The following is an 18,164-nucleotide window of genomic DNA, read 5'->3' on the forward strand; positions in this document are numbered from 1 at the left end:
CTTTTTTATTGTCTTATTATCAGATGACTATTCTAGCTTATCTGATTTTGTCTCATCTTATCTTGAAAGGACTTAACCCATGGCAGGACTGCTTTCTATCCAAGAACCTAACCATCAAGCCAACAATAATACTAATATTGACTCGCATTCCACATCCAGCTTACGGTCGGCGGGCAGCGCAACCACAGTAACAAATACCTCGGCAGTCAAATACAGTCGTGAGCACATTGCGCAGCTGTTTGATCTACCCCTGATGGATCTATTATTACAAGCACAAACCATCCACCGTCAAAACTTCGAGGCTAATGAAGTGCAAATTAGCACCTTATTATCCATTAAGACAGGCAACTGTCCTGAAGATTGTGGCTATTGTTCGCAGTCAGGTCACCATCGGGATAAAACCAAACTTCAAGCAGAAAAACGCTTAGAAGTTGATAAGGTGATTGCAGCGGCCAAACGCGCTAAAGCCAGTGGCTCATCGCGGTTTTGTATGGGTGCTGCATGGAAGCATCCGAGTGCCAAAGACATGCCTTATGTGGTCGAGCTGGTCAAAGAAGTCAAAAGCTTGGGCCTTGAGACTTGTATGACGCTTGGTATGCTAAACCCTGATCAAGCCGCTCGATTGGCTGATGCAGGATTGGATTATTATAATCACAATCTAGACACCTCGCGCCGTTACTACGAAGAAGTAGTCAGTACGCGTAGCTATGATGAGCGGCTCGATACACTAACGCACGTACGCGACTCGGGTATCAATGTCTGTAGCGGCAATATTGTGGGTATGGGTGAGAGCCGTGATGATCGCATAGATTGGGTACATGAGTTACTTAAAATGCCCAAAGCACCCGAATCTATTCCTGTTAACTTGCTCGTCCCGATCGCAGGCACTCCAATCGGTGATAAAGTACTGGCAGAGGGTGAGCTATCGGTGCTGGAATGGATTCGCACGATTGCGGTAACACGTATCTGCTGTCCGAGCAGCTATGTACGTCTATCTGCTGGACGCGAAAGCTTATCCGACGCTGAGCAGGCTTTGGCCTTTATGGCAGGTGCCAATTCATTCTTTTATGGTGATAAGCTATTAACGACAGGCAATGCTAGCCAGTCTAATGATAACAGGCTTATGCGAGAGCTTGGCTTGACTGCACAAATTGCAGCACCAAGAGCACCTAAGCAAGTGCCTGTTATGGATGCGATGAGTGGACATCAATCGCAAGTGGTGCTGGCAGAATAGAGCTTGTCTTTACGATGTGCTGCTACCATTACCCATTAATCTGCGTTAAGCTTGCCCGCGTCTATATATGACGTATAAAAGTATTGACGAGAGAACAAGAGAAAAACTATGCCAGATTATTTTAATTGGATTAAAGCGGCACATATTATTGCAATGGTCTGCTGGTTTGCAGCGATTTTTTATCTGCCAAGGCTTTTTGTCTATCATGCTATGAGTGATGATCTGATCAGTCAAGAGCGTTTTATTGTGATGGAGCGTAAGCTATATCGCGGTATCATGACCCCATCAATGATAGCGACGTGGATTTTGGGTCTATGGATGGTAGCGCTTGGCTGGGAAGTATATAAAACTCAAGGCTGGCTACATGTGAAGATTTTTTTGGTGATTTTATTGTCAGCCTACCACGGCGCATGTGGTTTTTATCGAAAAAAACTGATTGATAATCCGCATTATAAAACCCATAAATTTTGGCGCTGGTTTAATGAAATACCAGTTTTTGCCTTGGTCATTATCGTCATCTTAGTGGTCGTCAAACCGTTCTAGGCTTATTTATAAATTTTAGTCAAATGAACAGCGCTTTTTACTAAACGCTAAAAAACGTCCGTAACCTCTATCAGTCACGGGCGTTTTTTAGTATTTGAAAGATATTGCATGTACTACTTAGATAGTTGGGCTACTTAGATAGTTGGACGCATGATTTGATATACATTACTCAAATCATAAACACGGTAGCGCGCAGGTTCGCGGCGATTTTCCCCAGCATAACTGAGTATCAGCGCTTGCTTGGCTGCTTCATCAACCCAGCCGACAAACAGCCCGCTATGTTCAACCCCGTTGTAGCCATGGTTGATATAATAAAGCCAATCACCAATCTCAATCTCATTACTATTGGCATAAGGGCCTTGTCTATAAGCGCCTTTATGGACAGTGTCACGGGTGACCCCTGCTCGCTTAAATACCTCATTTAGATAATCCCAGCAGCCGCCTTGAATGATAGCACGCTCGTTCAGTGCCATCTTACGTGCCGTACTAATCACCTCTCGTGCAGCCGTACTGCTCTGATTTTCAGCACTGCTCAGCAGTGGCAGATACTCACTATCGACGTTATCGTAATTACCTGATAAAAATGCAGGCAAGACAGCCGGCGCTTGCCGCTGAATTTTTGGATAGCGATAAAATGACTTTGATCTGGACGTAATTTGCGGCGGCTGATTGTAGGTATGCGTATTGGGTGTCGGCTGAGCGTTAAAGCGACTCGTGTTGTTAACGGTTGAATAGTTGGTACGGGTACGCTGGATGGTCGAGCGTGTATTTATTTTAGCACGCGGTACTGCCAGATTAGGTTGAGCTGTCTTTTGTGCGATAAGATCGCTCATACTATCGGCATGCACGTAACTTACACTACTCAACAGTAACAACAATGCGCTAATAGAGGTTCTTTTTATGAAAAAAGGCCCTACAGGAAACTTTTTAACAGTGCTGGCTTGAGTAGACGACACTTGATACCACGATGCTTTATACAATGACATTTTATCTTTATATGAATTTGTTTTATCTGAGGTAATAACCGACGATAGCGGCATGACCAGCTCCTTTTAAGACAGCAATAGTGTTGATGAATATTCAACACGCCTTAGTTTTTAGTTATAAACCATTTAGGTAAGAGGCTGCAAGCTTTATTCAACACTTTTAAATGATAAAAGGTACAAAAAGCAAGATAAAAGGTAGGTTGGCATTGGTCTGTAAAAAAACAATAAAGAAAAAGCCACCTATTTACAGATGGCTTTTTTGTTTAAAAATCGCTGACTAAAAATCGATTGATAAGAGACTCAATCCCCGTTCATTTTAATATTGACATGACGCTTATTGAGGGCTTGTCCTTCTAATATCGCTTTGGTTGCTTGCGCTTCTTGGACAGTATCGAAGCCACTGATATGGTATTTACGTACGTTATCTGTATCGACAATTTGGAGCTGCTCGCCAAACAAGGTAACTTTATCACCGTCGCTGAGCGTAATATGATCACGTCGACCATTACTGTCGTGTACCAGCTCGCCTACACGTACCCACAAGACACCGCTACTGATATCGCCGCTCATAGATTTTTTACGCTGTTGGCGCTGTCGATTAAAGATAAAACTGCCTATAATCAAAAAAGCCAGTGCGCCAATTGCTAGGCGCTCTGGCAGTAGACTCATCGCTAAGGCCACTGCCACAGCACCAACCAGCAATGCTGAGCCGAACCAAAACAGCCCGTTGTCCTTTGATGGGGGCTGATTCTGTAAGGTAATTTTGGCACCATCATCGGTTAGCTTTAACATGCATCATTACCTATCGATTGCTACCCATTGACGAATAAACACATCAGTTATTTATATATTGAGTTGAACAGCTGCTTATAATTTATATTAGATAGTTCTTATAAAAAATCTACCAGCTAAGGGCGGTTTGTTGCATTTTGATAAGCTCAGCGATTCCTTTTTCAGCAAGGATTAACATATCATCAGCTTGGGCACGGGTAAACGGCTTTTCTTCAGCAGTACCTTGCAGCTCAATAAACTCACCCTTTTGCGTCATAACGACGTTTAGATCCGTATCACAGCTGGCATCTTCTTCATAATTTAAGTCTAGATAAGCTTTACCATCTTTCATACCGACAGAGATTGCAGCGACCAGACCAATCAGGGGATCAGCTTTTAGTTTTTTGGTTTTTTGAATGCTTTCAAGCGCATCAATCAAAGCAATAGCAGCACCAGTCACACTAGCGGTACGTGTGCCACCATCTGCCTGCAATACATCACAATCGAGATAAATGGTGTTTTCGCCAAGTTTATTAAGATCAATCATGGCACGGAGGCTACGACCGATGAGACGCTGAATCTCTTGAGTACGACCAGACTGCTTACCGCGGGCGGCTTCACGCTGATTGCGAGTGTTGGTTGCGCGCGGTAACATGCCGTATTCAGCGGTAATCCAACCTTTGCCTTTGCCTTTTAGCCAGCGTGGAACCCCTGATTCGACGCTTGCCGTACACAACACTTTGGTATCGCCAAAACTAACCAACACTGACCCTTCAGCATGTTTGGTATAGTGGCGCTCAAAGCTGATCGAGCGAAGTTGGTCAAGCTCACGGTTATCAATACGCATAAAATTCCCTAAGACGATGTTATAAAAGCAGTGGTATAAAATAAGAATAGCGGTCTGCCAATGGCTTTTTGAACCGTTAGTTATACTAAAAAAGCCATTAAAAAGTGTTTAAGTATCAGACATGACAAACACTAGCAGACCCAAAACCTGAGATATCCTAACGTGACAGCCACGCAATAGCAATATAAGTACTTGTTATTACGTGGTGATTTTGACAAAAAACACAATGAGAGTAAAGCAAGCATTTTCTACAACGCTCACCGGCGCTCTATTCTAGTCCTTCCATTTTACGTAACTCTTTACGCAAAATTTTACCAACGTTTGATTTTGGCAGCTCATCGACGAACTGGATATGACGCGGACGCTTGTAGCCAGTTAACTGCTTTTTACCAAAATCGAGCAGCTCTTTTTCAGTGACATCGCCTTTTTTGACCACAAACAATTTGGGGTCTTCACCGCGCTCATCACTCGGTATGCCAATGGCGCCGCACTCTACGATGCCTGAATGCTCACTCATGGCCTCTTCAATCTCATTTGGATAGACATTGAAGCCTGAGACGATGATCATGTCTTTTTTGCGATCGACAATCTTGATAAAGCCTTTTTCGTCCATGATACCGATATCACCTGTTTTTAGGTAACCGGTTTTTGTGAAGGTGTTGGCTGTCTCATCAGGACGATTTTGGTAGCCGATCATCACCTGTGGCCCCTTGACACAAATCTCACCGCGCTCACCAATAGCGACTTCGTTTTCTTCTTCATCAATTAGTACAATATCAGTACTAGACGCTGGAATACCAATCTTGCCTGTAAACTCTGCAATGGTCATCGGATTAAAAGCGACCACGGGTGAGGTTTCCGATAGACCATAACCTTCTACAATAGGCAGGCCTGTGATTTTATGCCACTCTTTTGCCACGCTTGGCAATACTGACATACCGCCGCCAATAGCTGCTTTAAGATTGGAAAAATCCAATTTGGCAAAGCTGTCTTTATGCACCAAGCCATTAAACAAGGTATTTACGGCAGGAATAAATGATGGTTTATATTTATCCATCTCTTTGATCAGACCATCTAAATCGCGCGGATTCGGTATTAATAGACCTGTAAAACCTTGATACATACCATACATGCCGCAGACCATAAACGAGAACACATGATACAATGGTAAAGCGGTCAAGATCACATCGTCGCTATTGATGTCATCTTCAAAAGCACTATTGATAAGCACGCTGATCTGTAGCATGTTGGCAACTAAGTTACCATGTGACAGCATAGCACCCTTCGCCACACCTGTCGTACCGCCAGTATATTGTAACAACGCCACATCATCCAATGATAAGTCGGGACGCTTATATTTGCTGGCAGATACCGCTCCTAGCGCTTGTTTAAAGCTTGTGCTATTAGGCAAATTATACGCTGGAATCATCTTTTTGATATGGCGTGCAACTAGATTGACCACCCTCCCTTTGACTGAGCCCAGCATGTCACCAATCTTACAGACAATCACATGCTCTACTTGGCCTTTATCTTCAGCATCTTGGTATGTTTTTGCAAAATTCTCAACGATAAATATTGCTTTTGCCCCGCTGTCATGTAGCTGATGTGATAGCTCACGGCTAGTATATAGCGGATTGACATTGACCAATACCATACCTGCGCGGATGATACCAAGCATAACAATCGGATACTGCAAAATATTGGGCATCATTATCCCAACTTTGTCACCTTTAACTAAACCTAGCGATTGTAAGTAGCTGGCGATTTGACGGCTATAAAGGTCCAATTGTTTGAAAGTAATGGATGCGCCCATACAGAGGTAAGCAGTTTTTTGTCCATAACGACGAAAGTTACGTTCAAACACTTCAAGCAAAGAGGTCTCATCATCAGGCATATCGATAGTTGCATCGATACCATAACGCTCATAAGCATCAAGCCATGGTCTATCACTTGGAATGGTTGGCATAGTAGGAAACGCTGTCATATCCGACATCATTTGTTCGTTTTTATGCGCATGGTCATTACCATCAGTGACAGACGCTTGGTCTGGCGCGTTTTTATTAGTACCGCTGTTGTTGGCATGGTCAGTCATAACTTTTCCTAAGTACTACAATTAAAAACGTAGAATAATATAATAATGATAAAAGTATTGGGTTTATAAATCATTATTTGTGAACACAAAGTCACTAAAAACCAGACAATAATAACCAATGTCCACCTGATTGTATGCGTCCGTACTATAACAGTTTTGCAAAAAACTCTCTATAAGTGTGTATAGAAGGCGCTTAAATCCCTTTATTAGAATATTTCTCGTGATAGTGGCTTATAAATAACAGCGACTCATACTGCGCTTATTATTGTGCATACTGCAACTAGTTCTCAATAAAAATGGTGAGACCGTCTTTATACAGTCTCACCATTATCCATACAAATAGTATTGTTTAAACATCCGCTATCTATGACAGCCAAATCCTCCAACCGCATTCAAATATCGCATATTAAGATGCCTGATTTGCTTCTTCAAGCTTACGCAAGTCTTTATGCAAAATTTTACCAACGTTCGATTTTGGTAGCTCATCAATAAATTCAACATGACGTGGGCGTTTATAGCCAGTCAAATGCTCTTTAGCGTAGGCAAGAACATCTTCTTTAGTAAGACTATCATCTTGGCGTACGACGAATATTTTTGGAACCTCGCCACTCTTCTCATCCTCAACACCAATGACACCGCACTCTAAAATCTTTGGATGACCAGCCATCACTTCTTCGACTTCATTCGGATAAACATTAAAGCCTGAAACCAAAATCATGTTCTTTTTACGATCAACGATGGTGACATAGCCTTCTTCATCCATAATCCCAATATCGCCAGTACGAAAAAAACCATCATCGGTCATCACTTCACGAGTCGCCTCATCGCGATTCCAGTAGCCTTTCATAACCTGCGGGCCACGAACGCTAATCTCGCCGCGCTCACCCAGCTCAAGCTCATTACCCGCTTCATCTAAGATTGCAACATCAGTACCTGGCATCGGTACGCCAATGTTACCTGTGAACGTAGCACTATTATGTGGATTGGCCGTTGCAACTGGTGACGTCTCAGACAACCCGTAACCTTGAACGATAATATTGCCCGTTACCTGACGCCATTTTTCTGCCGTTGAGCTAAGGACTGCCATACCGCCGCCCATCGACGTGCGTAGCTTACTATGATCCATCGACTTAAATTCATCGTTGTTAGCCAGTGCGTTAAATAGTGTATTTACTGCTGGAAAAAATGCTGGTGGATTGTTTTTATAAGCTTTTAATAAACTATCAAGGTCACGTGGATTGGGTACCAATAAGCCGATACAACCGCGATAAATCCCAAACATACCGCAGACGGTAAAAGAGAAAATATGATATAGCGGTAAAGCGGTCATGATGACAGGCTGCTCGTTACTACTCTCAAACTCATCAAAAGCACTACCCAAAAAGGTATCGGACTGAATAAGGTTGGCCACTAAGTTTTTGTGCGTTAGCATGGCACCTTTAGCCACGCCAGTTGTACCGCCGGTATACTGCAATACAGCCACGTCGCTAAGACTAATATTGTTTGGTCGCTGATACTTACCTGCCGAGCTTTGCTTAAGCATGTCTTTAAACTCGACACTGTTGGCAATTTGGTATGGCGGTACCATTTTTTTGACGTGACGCACAACTGTATTGACCATAAGGCCTTTTAATGTGCCCATCAGATCGCCCATACCAGTGATGACCACATGATCCACCACGTTGCGACCAATATCTTGATAAGTTTTGGCAAAATTTTCGACTAAGATAAGTGCTTTAGACTCAGAGTCAGTCAGCTGGTGCTCAAGCTCTTTTGTGGTATATAGTGGATTGACATTGACTAAGGTCAGACCTGCTCGCAGTACACCAATGACGGTAACGGGCAGCTGCAAAATATTGGGCATCATGACGGCAACTTTATCGCCTTTGACCAGCCCAAGTGATTGTAAATAAGCGGCAACTTGACGGCTATATAAGTCTACTTCTTTAAAAGTGATTGAAGAGCCCATGCAGACGAATGCCGTCTTATCACCGTGCTTAAGAAAGCTTTGCTCAAAGATATCAATCAGTGAGGTGTCATCGCTTGGCATGTCAATATCGTACGTTAGCCCAAGCGCTTCATAAGTTTTGAGCCAGACTTTGTCGTTACGACGGGTTAAATTGACTTGATCATCCATAATCTTGTTTCTCCTAATGAATTGACGCATTCAGTGGTAAATACCCCTTTGTTCTTTAACATACACACTTTATACACACTACTCAATACAAAATATTGGCACCAGAGTTCGCAAAGTTACTTGACGTTTATTATTCTCTATTAAATCAATAGTATTCATGATAAATTTGAGCGTTTTTTACATCGATTTTTAGCATAAAATAGCGAGTTACTCTCCTATAATGTTACTCGAATATTACTACATGACGACGTATGCATCGTAAGCTCGTATATAGTGGGCACTACTATATCAGCCTATATCAGCACGTCATGACCTGTCGTCTATTCTAGATTATCCCTTTTTAATTGATGTAATATCCTTTAGGATAACGCTACCTTATTCTTATATTAATTTTGCGCCAATGCAGTGCGGCACATAATATGTGCTATACAAACCATACTAATTAAAAACACAGAAGCGAAACCTACTTTATGTCCGATGTTATTGATAATACGATTGCTCCCATTCTCCCAAGTGAGCCAATGGATACCCGTTCAGTGGCGGAATTCACTGAACAAGCTTACCTAAACTATGCCATGTACGTCATCATGGATCGTGCACTGCCAAATATTGCCGATGGCCTCAAACCTGTCCAGCGCCGCATCGTCTATGCTATGAGTGAGCTTGGCCTAAAGTCCTCTGCCAAAGCCAAAAAATCTGCACGTACCGTCGGTGATGTGCTGGGTAAATATCATCCACATGGCGATAGCGCCTGTTATGAGGCCATGGTACTGATGGCGCAGCCGTTTAGTTATCGCTATCCGCTCATCACGGGTCAAGGCAACTGGGGTAGCCCTGATGATCCCAAATCCTTTGCAGCCATGCGTTATACCGAAGCCAAAATGTCTGCTTATGCTAATACCCTGCTGACAGAGCTCGGTCAAGGGACGGTCGATTGGCAAGACAATTTCGATGGCACCATGCAAGAACCCGTTACTCTGCCCGCTCGCCTGCCTAATATTTTATTAAACGGTACGACTGGTATCGCCGTCGGTATGGCAACAGACATCCCGCCGCACAACCTTAATGAAGTGGTACGTGCAGCCATTCGTTTGCTGAAAAACCCAGATCTGTCTGTTAAACAATTAACCCAATCGATACCAGCACCTGATTTGCCAACGCCTGCTGAAATCATCACCAGTAAAAAAGACTTACAGGCGATGTATGAAAGCGGTCGTGGCAGCTATAAAATGCGCGCAACCTATCATATCGATAGCAAAGAGAAAAATCTTGTCATTATCGATGCACTGCCCTACCAAGTCTCAGGCAACAAAATCCAAGAGCAAATCGCTAAGCTGATGATGGACAAAAAACTGCCTTGGATTACCGATATTCGTGATGAATCAGACCATGAAAACGCTTGCCGTATCGTCCTAGAGCTAAAATCTACCCGCGTCGATGTCGAGCGCGTCATGAGTCATTTGTTTGCCAGTACTGATCTAGAAAGCAATTACCGCGTCAATATGAACATGATCGGCCTAAATGGTAAACCGCAGGTGAAAAACCTCAAAGAGATTTTAGACGAATGGCTAGTCTGTCGTCGCTCAGTGATCACCCGCCGCTTACAATATCGTCTCGATAAAATAGATAAACGCTTGCATATCCTTGCAGGGTTGCTAATCGCTTATCTGAACATTGATGAAGTGATTCGTATTATTCGTGAAGAAGACGATCCAAAGTCAGCATTAATGCAAGGCTATGATCTGACTGACATACAAGCCAATGCTATCTTGGATATACGTCTGCGTCAGCTGGCAAGGCTAGAAGAGATTGAGCTGCGCCGCGAGCAAGACGAGCTAGCAGCTGAGCGCGCCACTATTCAAGAGTACTTGGATAACCCAGACAGCTTGACCAACCTGATGATTGAAGAGCTTACCGCCGACATGAAAGAACACGGCAACGATCGTATGTCGCCATTAGCAGAACGCGAAGAGGCACAAGCGTTAAAAGAGTCAGATCTGGTGCCAAGTGAGCCTATTACTGCCATACTATCAAAAGCTGGCTGGATTCGCGCTGCCAAAGGTCATGACGTCGATGCGACTGGTATGAGTTATCGCTCAGGTGACAGCTATCAAGCGTATGCACGTGGCAAGTCTAACGAAAAGATCTACGTGCTTGATAGCACCGGTCGCAGCTATAGTATTGATGCGCACAACCTTGCTTCTGCTCGTGGTCAAGGGGATCCGCTGACCAGTGTGCTAAAACCTCCAGCAGGTGCTAGCTTTGAGCAGCTATTAACGGGCGCTAATGACCAGCGCATCGTCCTTGCCAGCTCGCAAGGTTATGGGTTTGTCAATACGCTTGGCAATCTTGATAGCAATCAAAAAGCTGGTAAGAAAATTATCACTCTATCAGCGAATAGTAAGCTGTTACCTGTTGTACGGATTGATACTAATGTACAAGCCAATGATAGCGCAGCGCCAACCAATACTCCTGATCACATTGCTGTGGTGACCAATGCCGGTTATCTATTGATATTTGCTCTTGATGATTTGCCTGAACAGGCTCGTGGTAAAGGTAATAAGCTGATTAAATTAAAAGACGGTGAAGAAGTGCTTGCCATCACGCCACTCAGTCAGCAAGACAGCCTAATCATTACCGCTGGTAAACGTCATGTGACGCTAAAACCCAATGATTTAGCCAATTATACAGGCAGTCGTGGTAATCGTGGTGGACAGTTGCCAAGAGGCTTTCAGAATGTGACGAGTGTTGCGGTTGGGTGATAATAGCTATACTTCATGCTTTAATCTCTAACATTTGCAGCTCACAATACTTTTGACAAAAAGCCGTCTACACATAAGGTATAGACGGCTTTTTTATGCAAGCTAAAACAGATGATCGGTATAGTGAAAAGACACTACTGGTCTAAAACTTGCTGGATTTGCTATCTTCAAAAACTGCTGTCAAAAAGCTTTCAATCTGAGTACTTGTCATTAGATAGGGATTATAATCAGAACCTGCTGAGAAGCTTTTTAAGGCATACTCTTCATCTTCAGCGCTTGATTTTAGATGTTTAATTAAAAACCCACTCCATTGACGCGCTTCTATTTCATCTATATTAACGATATTAGGAAAAATGGTTGAATGCTCGTCAAGTATTTTTCCTAAGGCCGTATTGATAGCAGGCCTTGTTCCTTGAAAACTTTGAACGAAATAACCTTCACTAATGACTAAAGCTGAAACTATATTGTTATCTTCAAAATATCTTCGCCAATACTCAAGTGCACGAGTCAGCTCGACTCCCGAATCTAGGTCGATATTCTTGGCAATATATGTCATGTTGATCAGAATATGCTCACCATTTCTTTTTTTGCTTTCTGAAGTAGGGCTTGTCGTTGTATGCATAAGAAACCTTATTTATAAAATGCTTATATAAACTAAAGATACACCTTTATTATAAAATATAATCAATAAAGCTTTTGGATTTCGACCGATTTTTTATCTATCATGATTTCTTAGAGTTGTATCTATCGTATATACCATCTCATTTTCTTTCTGATATATAGTCGGTGCAAAATGCTGGACTAAAAGCACAGCCTACGCGAATAGCATACCTTGAATATGCATGTATAACCCCTATAAATAATAAAATAATCAACATGTTACATAACTTGGTCAGAACCTATGTACTGCCGTACTACTTACCATGTAGAATAAAACACATAATGAAAAACACCCTCATAAAAGCAGTATCAAGCGATATATGGTCGCCATTCATAGTAGTGTTTAAAATATAAAGGATAATCATGTTTATTGTAGATAAAGCTGTGAATGCTGATAGGCATAACACTATCCCCATCCCAAAAATGATCTTTTTTGATATCGATGATACGCTAAGCCGTAACGGTGAGATTGCCCCGCATAACAAAGCCACGCTTGAAGCGCTCGCCAAATCAAACTTAGATATTAAACTGGTCATCTCAACGGGACGTTCAAAAGCAATCTTGCCCCTTGATATCTTAGCCTTACTCGAGGCGGATGTTTTGGATGCGGTTATCTGTATGAATGGACAATATAGCTTCAATAATCAATACATAATCAGCGATTATCCATTATCAAGCGAACAAGCTACAACCATTGCAGAGCTATGCCAACAAAGCAATTTGGTTTATAAGTTTGATGCCGAATCGCAGATTGTGTGGTCGGATGAGCACGAGTGGCAAGACAGATATCACGACAAAATCAAAAGCTGTAGCATTATTGACCCTGAATATTGCAAATATAACACTGTCTATCAGTGCTCGGTATTTTTCGACAATCAAGACGACAAAATGCAAAACGTCAACTTTGCTGAGCAGAATTTAAAGCTAGTACACTGGCATGAGATTGTCGGTGATATCTTACCTATTGACGCCTCAAAAGCACGTGGAATTTTAGACGTCTGCCAGTATTTTGGTATTGATGCGGCCGACTGTATAGCATTTGGTGATGGGTTAAATGATTTAGAAATGTTTGATTTGGTTGGCTTTGCGGTAGCAATGGGTGATGGTAAAGACGAGTTAAAGGCGCGCGCTGATTTCATCACTGGCACTATCGAAGAGCAAGGTATTCAGACGGTATTGAACCCTATTCTACAGGCTCAAACAGGTAAAGCAGTATAATAGTGTTTAAGATGATATTCTGTAAAAAAAGCCAAATGACATAAGCTAGACGATAGAGAAAAAATACAAAAACCAAGGATAACCATGTTTACTGAATACAAAGCGAGCGGCGCACGGCCCGATACTGAAGTACCCACCCCCAAAATTATTTTTTTTGATATCGATGATACGCTCAGTCGCAAAGGCATTATTGCCGAACATAACAAAGCAACCCTTGAAGCACTTGCAAAGACTGATATCAAATTGGTCATCTCGACAGGACGTTCTAAAGCGATCTTACCTCCTGATATCTTAGCCTTACTTGATGCCGACGTGTTGGACGCTATTATCTGTATGAATGGACAATACAGCTTTAACAAAGACGGTATCATCAGTCATTATCCGTTATCAGATGCGCAGACTGACAAGATTGTATTACTGTGCCAAAAAAGTGAAATTATTCATAAATTTGACTCAGCGACTCACATTGCATGGTCACATGAAAATGAGCGTTTGCGTGAATACAATGCTATAACGCCCAACTCTATCCTTGATCCGGAGTATTATAAGTCAAACACGGTCTATCAATGTTCGGTATTTTTTAACAATCAACAAGACCAAATGCAAGAGATCGACTTTGCTCAGGATGAATTAAAATTGGTACATTGGCATCATATTGGCGCAGACATACTACCAGTCAATGCATCCAAGGCAAGGGGCATCACAGATCTGTGCCAGCATTTTGCTATTGACGCGCGCGATTGTATGGCATTCGGTGATGGATTTAATGATTTAGAGATGTTTGACTTGGTCGGCTATGCGGTAGCAATGGGCGATGCGCAGCCTGCTCTGATTGAGCGTGCAGATTTCGTCACTGGTACGATTGAAGAGCACGGAATACAAGCGGTGATTAAACAGCTTAAGATAGCATCGTAAATAGAACGGAATCAGACCAAACCGTTGAGATAGCTTTTTTAATGGCTAAACAAAAGCCCTTATCAGACACTGATAAGGGCTTTTTAATTTCAAAACAACATTAAGTTTTAATGATTATTTAGCAGCTATATAGCCTTTAAATCTATTCATTGAGCAGGATAAAATGTCTCTGCACCCGGCCCTACAGGCAGACCCAGTACAAATACCCAAACAGAGAACAAGATTGTCCAACCAATCAAAAAGGCCATCGAGTATGGCAACATCATTGCCATCAAAGTCCCGACCCCAGTGTCTCTTTTATAGCGCATAGCCACGGCCAAAATAAGACCGAAATAGCTCATCATAGGCGTGATAATGTTGGTGGTCGAATCACCGATACGATAGGCTGCCTGAATCATCTCTGGCGCATAACCTGTGAGCATCAACATGGGCACAAAGATAGGTGCGGTCACCGCCCACTGTGCTGATGCCGAGCCGAGCATGAGGTTGACCAAACCACAGATTAGGATAAAACCAACCAGCAGCAAAGGTCCAGTTAGGCCAATATCGCTCAAAAAAGTCGCGCCAGATACCGCCATTACTGAGCCCAAGTTTGACCATTTGAAGAACGCGGTAAACTGTGCTGCAAAAAATACCAAAACGATATAAATACTCAATGAGCTCATGGCGTTACTCATGGCATCGACGACGTCTTGATTGCTTTTGATGCTGCCAGTGATCTTCCCGTAAATATAACCTGGTATCGCAAAGAACACAAAAATAAAGACCACAATACCTTTTAAGAATGGCGATCCTGATACCAGACCAGTTTCCGCATTTCGCAAGATGCCATCGGCAGGCACTACTGTCCACGCCAGCAATAAGCAAAATACGAGCATGCTGATACCGGCCCACAGTAGACCCTTTTTCTCAAGCGCCGATACTTTTTCGATTTGCGTCTCAAGTACCGAGGCATCATCAGCATCTTTGGGGTTATACTCCCCTAAGCTTGGCTCAACGATTTTTTCAGTGACAAAGTAACCCAGACCACTGATTAAAAAGGTACTGGCGATCATAAAGTACCAGTTGGCCTCTGCACCAACGATATAAGCCGGATCGATGATACGCGCCGCTTCTTGGGTAATCCCTGATAATAAAGGATCTACTGTGCCTAGTAACAAGTTGGCACTATAACCGCCCGATACCCCAGCAAACGCTGCTGCTAGACCTGCCAAAGGGTGTCTACCTAGCGAGTGGAAAATCACTGCCGCCAGTGGTATTAATACCACATAACCCAGCTCAGCTGCCGTGTTTGACATGATGCCAGCAAACACGATAGTAAAGGTGACCATCTTTTTAGGGGCATTCATGACTAGACCGCGTAGCGCAGCTGAGATCATGCCAGAGTGTTCAGCAATACCAACACCGAGCAAGGCGACCAGTACCGTACCAAGCGGCACAAAGCCAGTAAAGTTGGTCACAAGATTTTCAACAATGCGAGCCAAGCCCTCACCGTTCAATAAGTTGACGACTTCAATCATGCCATCAGCGCTACGTCCGCTGGTACCCTCTGGTCTTGGGTCAATCACTGACACGCCAAAGTATGACATGACCGCTGAGAGCACCAACAACAGCACCGACATCCAAACGAATAAAATAACAGGGTGCGGTAATAAATTACCGAGCCACTCGACGCCCCTCAAAAACTTTTGCATACGAGAGTTTTGTTCTGCTGCATCAAAATCATTGGGTGGCGGACTGCCATTTGGCGAATTACTTCCTTGCATAGCGCATTGCTCCATTCAAAAGTTAGATACTGTTGAGATAGTTTAAAGTGTATGAAAACATCGATAAAAGGTTGCGATTGAAACATAATTGAGAAACAGAAACAAACAGTTTTGGCCTATAAAACAAATTTTTTGCAATATTTGGTAATACCAAAATTACAGCTAATCAAAACTTGTTATTAAAAATAAAAAAAGCGATAGATTAGAATATCTCTAACCTATCGCCAATCAATAATATGTAAGGGTTAATTAAGTACCGTCATTTCACAATAATAGAGATACATTGAAGACAATACTACGCCAGCACCTAACGTTTACGGGTTATCAAACTATATATCCAACCACCAATTTTATAAAACCCTGCCACTATTAATATAAGCACCAGCGCTGCCAGTACATAGGCCAACCAATTAGGTACGCTACTTAACCAACCAATGGTAAAGGCCAAGCCCATATAAGTTTCAACTGGCCAGTCCACAATAGAGGTCGGCGAGCCTGCATTAAACATCGCCATAAAGCCTACTAGACCAATCAATGCAGCAATAATCCCAGCACGCTTACGGTTATTCATGTCATTTCTCTTTCAAATTCAATCAAGTTACTTATTAAGTGGTTCATCTGCTCATTTTTAAAGCTTTATATATAGTCGATACCAGATAAAATCGATACGTTGTAACGTGATGCGCAACTGGTATAAAGCCGCAAATCACAGCCTAAAAGTTTCGGAGCATTATTAAGGCATTGTCAAACCACCATCGACAGCAATGGACTGTCCGGTAATAGCTAAGCTCAAATCAGATGACATAAGCAACACTGAATTGGCAAAATCAGCCACTGAAGTCGCTTGACGTAATGGCGTCGTGGTGGCGATATAGTCAAACACCTCTTCGGTCGTTAAACTACTGGCATCAGTGGTTTTGAGTAGTCCGCCTGCCAGCAAGTTGACCCGAATACCATACTGTCCAAGCTCACTTGCAAGGTTGCGCGTTAAGCCTATCAGTGCCGATTTAGCCGTGGTGTAATCATAGTAAGTAACCACTGGATTGTAGACAAGGTTGGTTGAGATATTGATAATCTTACCCATCTGCTGAGTTTTCATCTGTGGCAATACTGCTTGCGTCGTATTAACCGCGCCTTGCACGATACCATCCATTTGCTGCGAAAAATGTGTCCATTTAACCGTTTCAATACTGGTATAGTCAGCACTTGGATCAAACTGGTAGCTTGGCAAGGCGTTATTAACCAACACATCAATACGTCCATAACGCTTAATGACTTCGGCTGCCATGGCCTGCATTTGAGCCAAATCCGTGACATCGCCTTGATACGCAAATGCTTGTCCACCTGCCTTTTCGATATCGGCTACTACCTGTTCAGCAGCGTCTTTACTATCGAGATAGTTTACGCAAACCACTGCGCCAGCTGCTGCCATTTGTTGCGCAATCTGAGCGCCAAGGCCACGGCTTGCCCCCGTGACAATAGCGACTTTATCAGTGAGCAGATGAGGAATAGCGGTTTGAGCCTGAGTCATTATCTTATCCTTTATTGTTTTATAGTCCTTGATAGCTATCAATCGTCGAACCGTCATTTATGGTTGAATAAAGGCTAACAATCATAGCATAATTCACAAGCCATTTTTATAGCGCTACTTTCACTCAACTCGCTATGCTGCGATGAGTCATTAACAAAAGTCACTAATTTTATAGTCCCTCTTTAAATACCCCCAAATCATGACCATAAAGATATAAATATGCTTGTTTATACTGATTTATATTACCTTTTAGGAGAAATATTTTGACCCGATTATCATCTGAATCAGCAGCGAAAAATGTGATACGACCTGCCACAAAAGTGATGCCAAAAGTGTTATTAACGGCTGCGATCGGTTTCGCTCTTGCCAGCTGTAGCAACTCTGACAATGCAGTAGATGGTAGCGCTGCGGCGAGTAACGAGACGCTGAACCTGTATAACTGGTCAGAGTATATGCCACAAGAGATTCTTGATGGTTTTGAGGAAGAGACAGGTATTTCTGTTAATTACACCACCTTTGACTCCAATGAGGCAATGTATGCCAAGCTCAAACTGCTTGACGACTCTAGTCAGTACGACCTAGCAGTACCTTCTACTTATTATGTCGAAAAAATGGCCAATGAACCTCTTTTACAAGAGATTGATCAGTCAAAACTTAGTAACTTTAGTAACCTAGATACCTCATTTACCAACACTAAGGTCG

At 42.7% G+C, this 18,164-nt stretch carries 15 protein-coding genes; 6 read left to right on the top strand and 9 right to left on the bottom strand.

Translation table 11 applies throughout. The features are described 5' to 3' along the window. Nucleotides 1–79: 79 nt before the first annotated feature. Together bioB and hemJ are read left to right on the top strand one after the other, a co-directional pair. Entirely contained in the window at nt 80–1,234 is a 1,155-nt protein-coding gene (gene bioB / locus ACS8FC_RS12960; RefSeq protein WP_439297089.1) for a biotin synthase BioB, read from the top strand. Nucleotides 1,235–1,342: 108 nt separating this feature from the next. Then, nucleotides 1,343–1,777, top strand: a complete 435-nt coding sequence (hemJ, locus tag ACS8FC_RS12965) for a protoporphyrinogen oxidase HemJ (RefSeq protein WP_439297090.1) — start codon at nt 1,343–1,345, stop codon at nt 1,775–1,777. A 134-nt stretch (nt 1,778–1,911) separates the two neighbouring features. Here the strand turns inward: hemJ and ACS8FC_RS12970 are convergent, their stop codons facing one another. The 5 genes from ACS8FC_RS12970 to ACS8FC_RS12990 all read right to left on the bottom strand — a co-directional run bounded on the left by ACS8FC_RS12970 (nt 1,912) and on the right by ACS8FC_RS12990 (nt 8,610). Continuing rightward, nucleotides 1,912–2,817 (bottom strand): hypothetical protein, encoded by a 906-nt coding sequence (locus ACS8FC_RS12970; protein WP_439297091.1) that lies wholly within the window; start codon nt 2,815–2,817, stop codon nt 1,912–1,914. A 246-nt stretch (nt 2,818–3,063) separates the two neighbouring features. Further along, nucleotides 3,064–3,555, bottom strand: coding sequence for a hypothetical protein (locus ACS8FC_RS12975; protein ID WP_439297092.1), 492 nt, complete (start codon nt 3,553–3,555; stop codon nt 3,064–3,066). A 109-nt stretch (nt 3,556–3,664) separates the two neighbouring features. Next, nucleotides 3,665–4,381: a ribonuclease PH gene (rph, locus tag ACS8FC_RS12980; RefSeq protein ID WP_439297093.1), complete on the bottom strand. Its 717-nt coding sequence runs from the start codon at nt 4,379–4,381 to the stop codon at nt 3,665–3,667. A 268-nt stretch (nt 4,382–4,649) separates the two neighbouring features. Then, nucleotides 4,650–6,374, bottom strand: coding sequence for an AMP-binding protein (locus tag ACS8FC_RS12985; protein WP_439297101.1), 1,725 nt, complete (start codon nt 6,372–6,374; stop codon nt 4,650–4,652). Nucleotides 6,375–6,879: 505 nt separating this feature from the next. Then, nucleotides 6,880–8,610 (bottom strand): AMP-binding protein, encoded by a 1,731-nt coding sequence (locus ACS8FC_RS12990; protein ID WP_439297094.1) that lies wholly within the window; start codon nt 8,608–8,610, stop codon nt 6,880–6,882. Between the two features lie 470 nt (nt 8,611–9,080). Between ACS8FC_RS12990 and parC the strand changes: the two genes are divergently transcribed. Next, complete coding sequence (gene parC / locus ACS8FC_RS12995; protein ID WP_439297095.1) at nt 9,081–11,372, top strand: DNA topoisomerase IV subunit A; 2,292 nt, start codon at nt 9,081–9,083, stop codon at nt 11,370–11,372. Between the two features lie 142 nt (nt 11,373–11,514). Here the strand turns inward: parC and ACS8FC_RS13000 are convergent, their stop codons facing one another. Next, nucleotides 11,515–11,994, bottom strand: a complete 480-nt coding sequence (locus ACS8FC_RS13000) for a BLUF domain-containing protein (RefSeq protein ID WP_439297096.1) — start codon at nt 11,992–11,994, stop codon at nt 11,515–11,517. Nucleotides 11,995–12,395: 401 nt separating this feature from the next. On the opposite strand from ACS8FC_RS13000, the gene ACS8FC_RS13005 reads away from it, so the two are divergent. Next, nucleotides 12,396–13,250 carry an HAD family hydrolase gene (locus tag ACS8FC_RS13005; RefSeq protein WP_439297097.1) on the top strand — a complete coding sequence of 285 codons (855 nt, stop codon included), beginning with the start codon at nt 12,396–12,398 and terminating at the stop codon, nt 13,248–13,250. An 84-nt stretch (nt 13,251–13,334) separates the two neighbouring features. After that, nucleotides 13,335–14,165, top strand: coding sequence for a Cof-type HAD-IIB family hydrolase (locus ACS8FC_RS13010; RefSeq protein WP_439297098.1), 831 nt, complete (start codon nt 13,335–13,337; stop codon nt 14,163–14,165). A gap of 146 nt (nt 14,166–14,311) precedes the next feature. Here ACS8FC_RS13010 and ACS8FC_RS13015 read toward each other — a convergent pair whose 3' ends face one another. The 3 genes from ACS8FC_RS13015 to ACS8FC_RS13025 all read right to left on the bottom strand — a co-directional run bounded on the left by ACS8FC_RS13015 (nt 14,312) and on the right by ACS8FC_RS13025 (nt 17,462). Beyond that, nucleotides 14,312–15,931 carry an AbgT family transporter gene (locus ACS8FC_RS13015; RefSeq protein ID WP_439262123.1) on the bottom strand — a complete coding sequence of 540 codons (1,620 nt, stop codon included), beginning with the start codon at nt 15,929–15,931 and terminating at the stop codon, nt 14,312–14,314. Between the two features lie 307 nt (nt 15,932–16,238). Next, a complete protein-coding gene (locus ACS8FC_RS13020) occupies nt 16,239–16,502 on the bottom strand; it encodes a hypothetical protein (protein ID WP_439262125.1) in 264 nt (87 codons plus the stop codon). Between the two features lie 162 nt (nt 16,503–16,664). Then, complete coding sequence (locus ACS8FC_RS13025; RefSeq protein WP_439262127.1) at nt 16,665–17,462, bottom strand: 3-oxoacyl-ACP reductase; 798 nt, start codon at nt 17,460–17,462, stop codon at nt 16,665–16,667. A 263-nt stretch (nt 17,463–17,725) separates the two neighbouring features. Between ACS8FC_RS13025 and ACS8FC_RS13030 the strand changes: the two genes are divergently transcribed. Next, nucleotides 17,726–18,164 (top strand): ABC transporter substrate-binding protein (locus ACS8FC_RS13030; RefSeq protein WP_439297099.1); only part of this gene is annotated, 439 nt, incomplete at its 3' end.

The sequence above is a fragment of the Psychrobacter sp. 1Y4 genome, from assembly GCF_051847555.1.

Bases quoted from the DNA above. Each gene is read 5' to 3' on its own strand.
- bioB (WP_439297089.1), top strand. From the start codon at position 80: ATGGCAGGACTGCTTTCTATCCAAGAACCTAACCATCAAGCCAACAAT.
- hemJ (WP_439297090.1), top strand. From the start codon at position 1,343: ATGCCAGATTATTTTAATTGGATTAAAGCGGCACATATTATTGCAATG.
- ACS8FC_RS12970 (WP_439297091.1), bottom strand. From the start codon at position 2,817: ATGCCGCTATCGTCGGTTATTACCTCAGATAAAACAAATTCATATAAA.
- ACS8FC_RS12975 (WP_439297092.1), bottom strand. From the start codon at position 3,555: ATGTTAAAGCTAACCGATGATGGTGCCAAAATTACCTTACAGAATCAG.
- rph (WP_439297093.1), bottom strand. From the start codon at position 4,381: ATGCGTATTGATAACCGTGAGCTTGACCAACTTCGCTCGATCAGCTTT.
- ACS8FC_RS12985 (WP_439297101.1), bottom strand. From the start codon at position 6,374: ATGTCGGATATGACAGCGTTTCCTACTATGCCAACCATTCCAAGTGAT.
- ACS8FC_RS12990 (WP_439297094.1), bottom strand. From the start codon at position 8,610: ATGGATGATCAAGTCAATTTAACCCGTCGTAACGACAAAGTCTGGCTC.
- parC (WP_439297095.1), top strand. From the start codon at position 9,081: ATGTCCGATGTTATTGATAATACGATTGCTCCCATTCTCCCAAGTGAG.
- ACS8FC_RS13000 (WP_439297096.1), bottom strand. From the start codon at position 11,994: ATGCATACAACGACAAGCCCTACTTCAGAAAGCAAAAAAAGAAATGGT.
- ACS8FC_RS13005 (WP_439297097.1), top strand. From the start codon at position 12,396: ATGTTTATTGTAGATAAAGCTGTGAATGCTGATAGGCATAACACTATC.
- ACS8FC_RS13010 (WP_439297098.1), top strand. From the start codon at position 13,335: ATGTTTACTGAATACAAAGCGAGCGGCGCACGGCCCGATACTGAAGTA.
- ACS8FC_RS13015 (WP_439262123.1), bottom strand. From the start codon at position 15,931: ATGCAAGGAAGTAATTCGCCAAATGGCAGTCCGCCACCCAATGATTTT.
- ACS8FC_RS13020 (WP_439262125.1), bottom strand. From the start codon at position 16,502: ATGAATAACCGTAAGCGTGCTGGGATTATTGCTGCATTGATTGGTCTA.
- ACS8FC_RS13025 (WP_439262127.1), bottom strand. From the start codon at position 17,462: ATGACTCAGGCTCAAACCGCTATTCCTCATCTGCTCACTGATAAAGTC.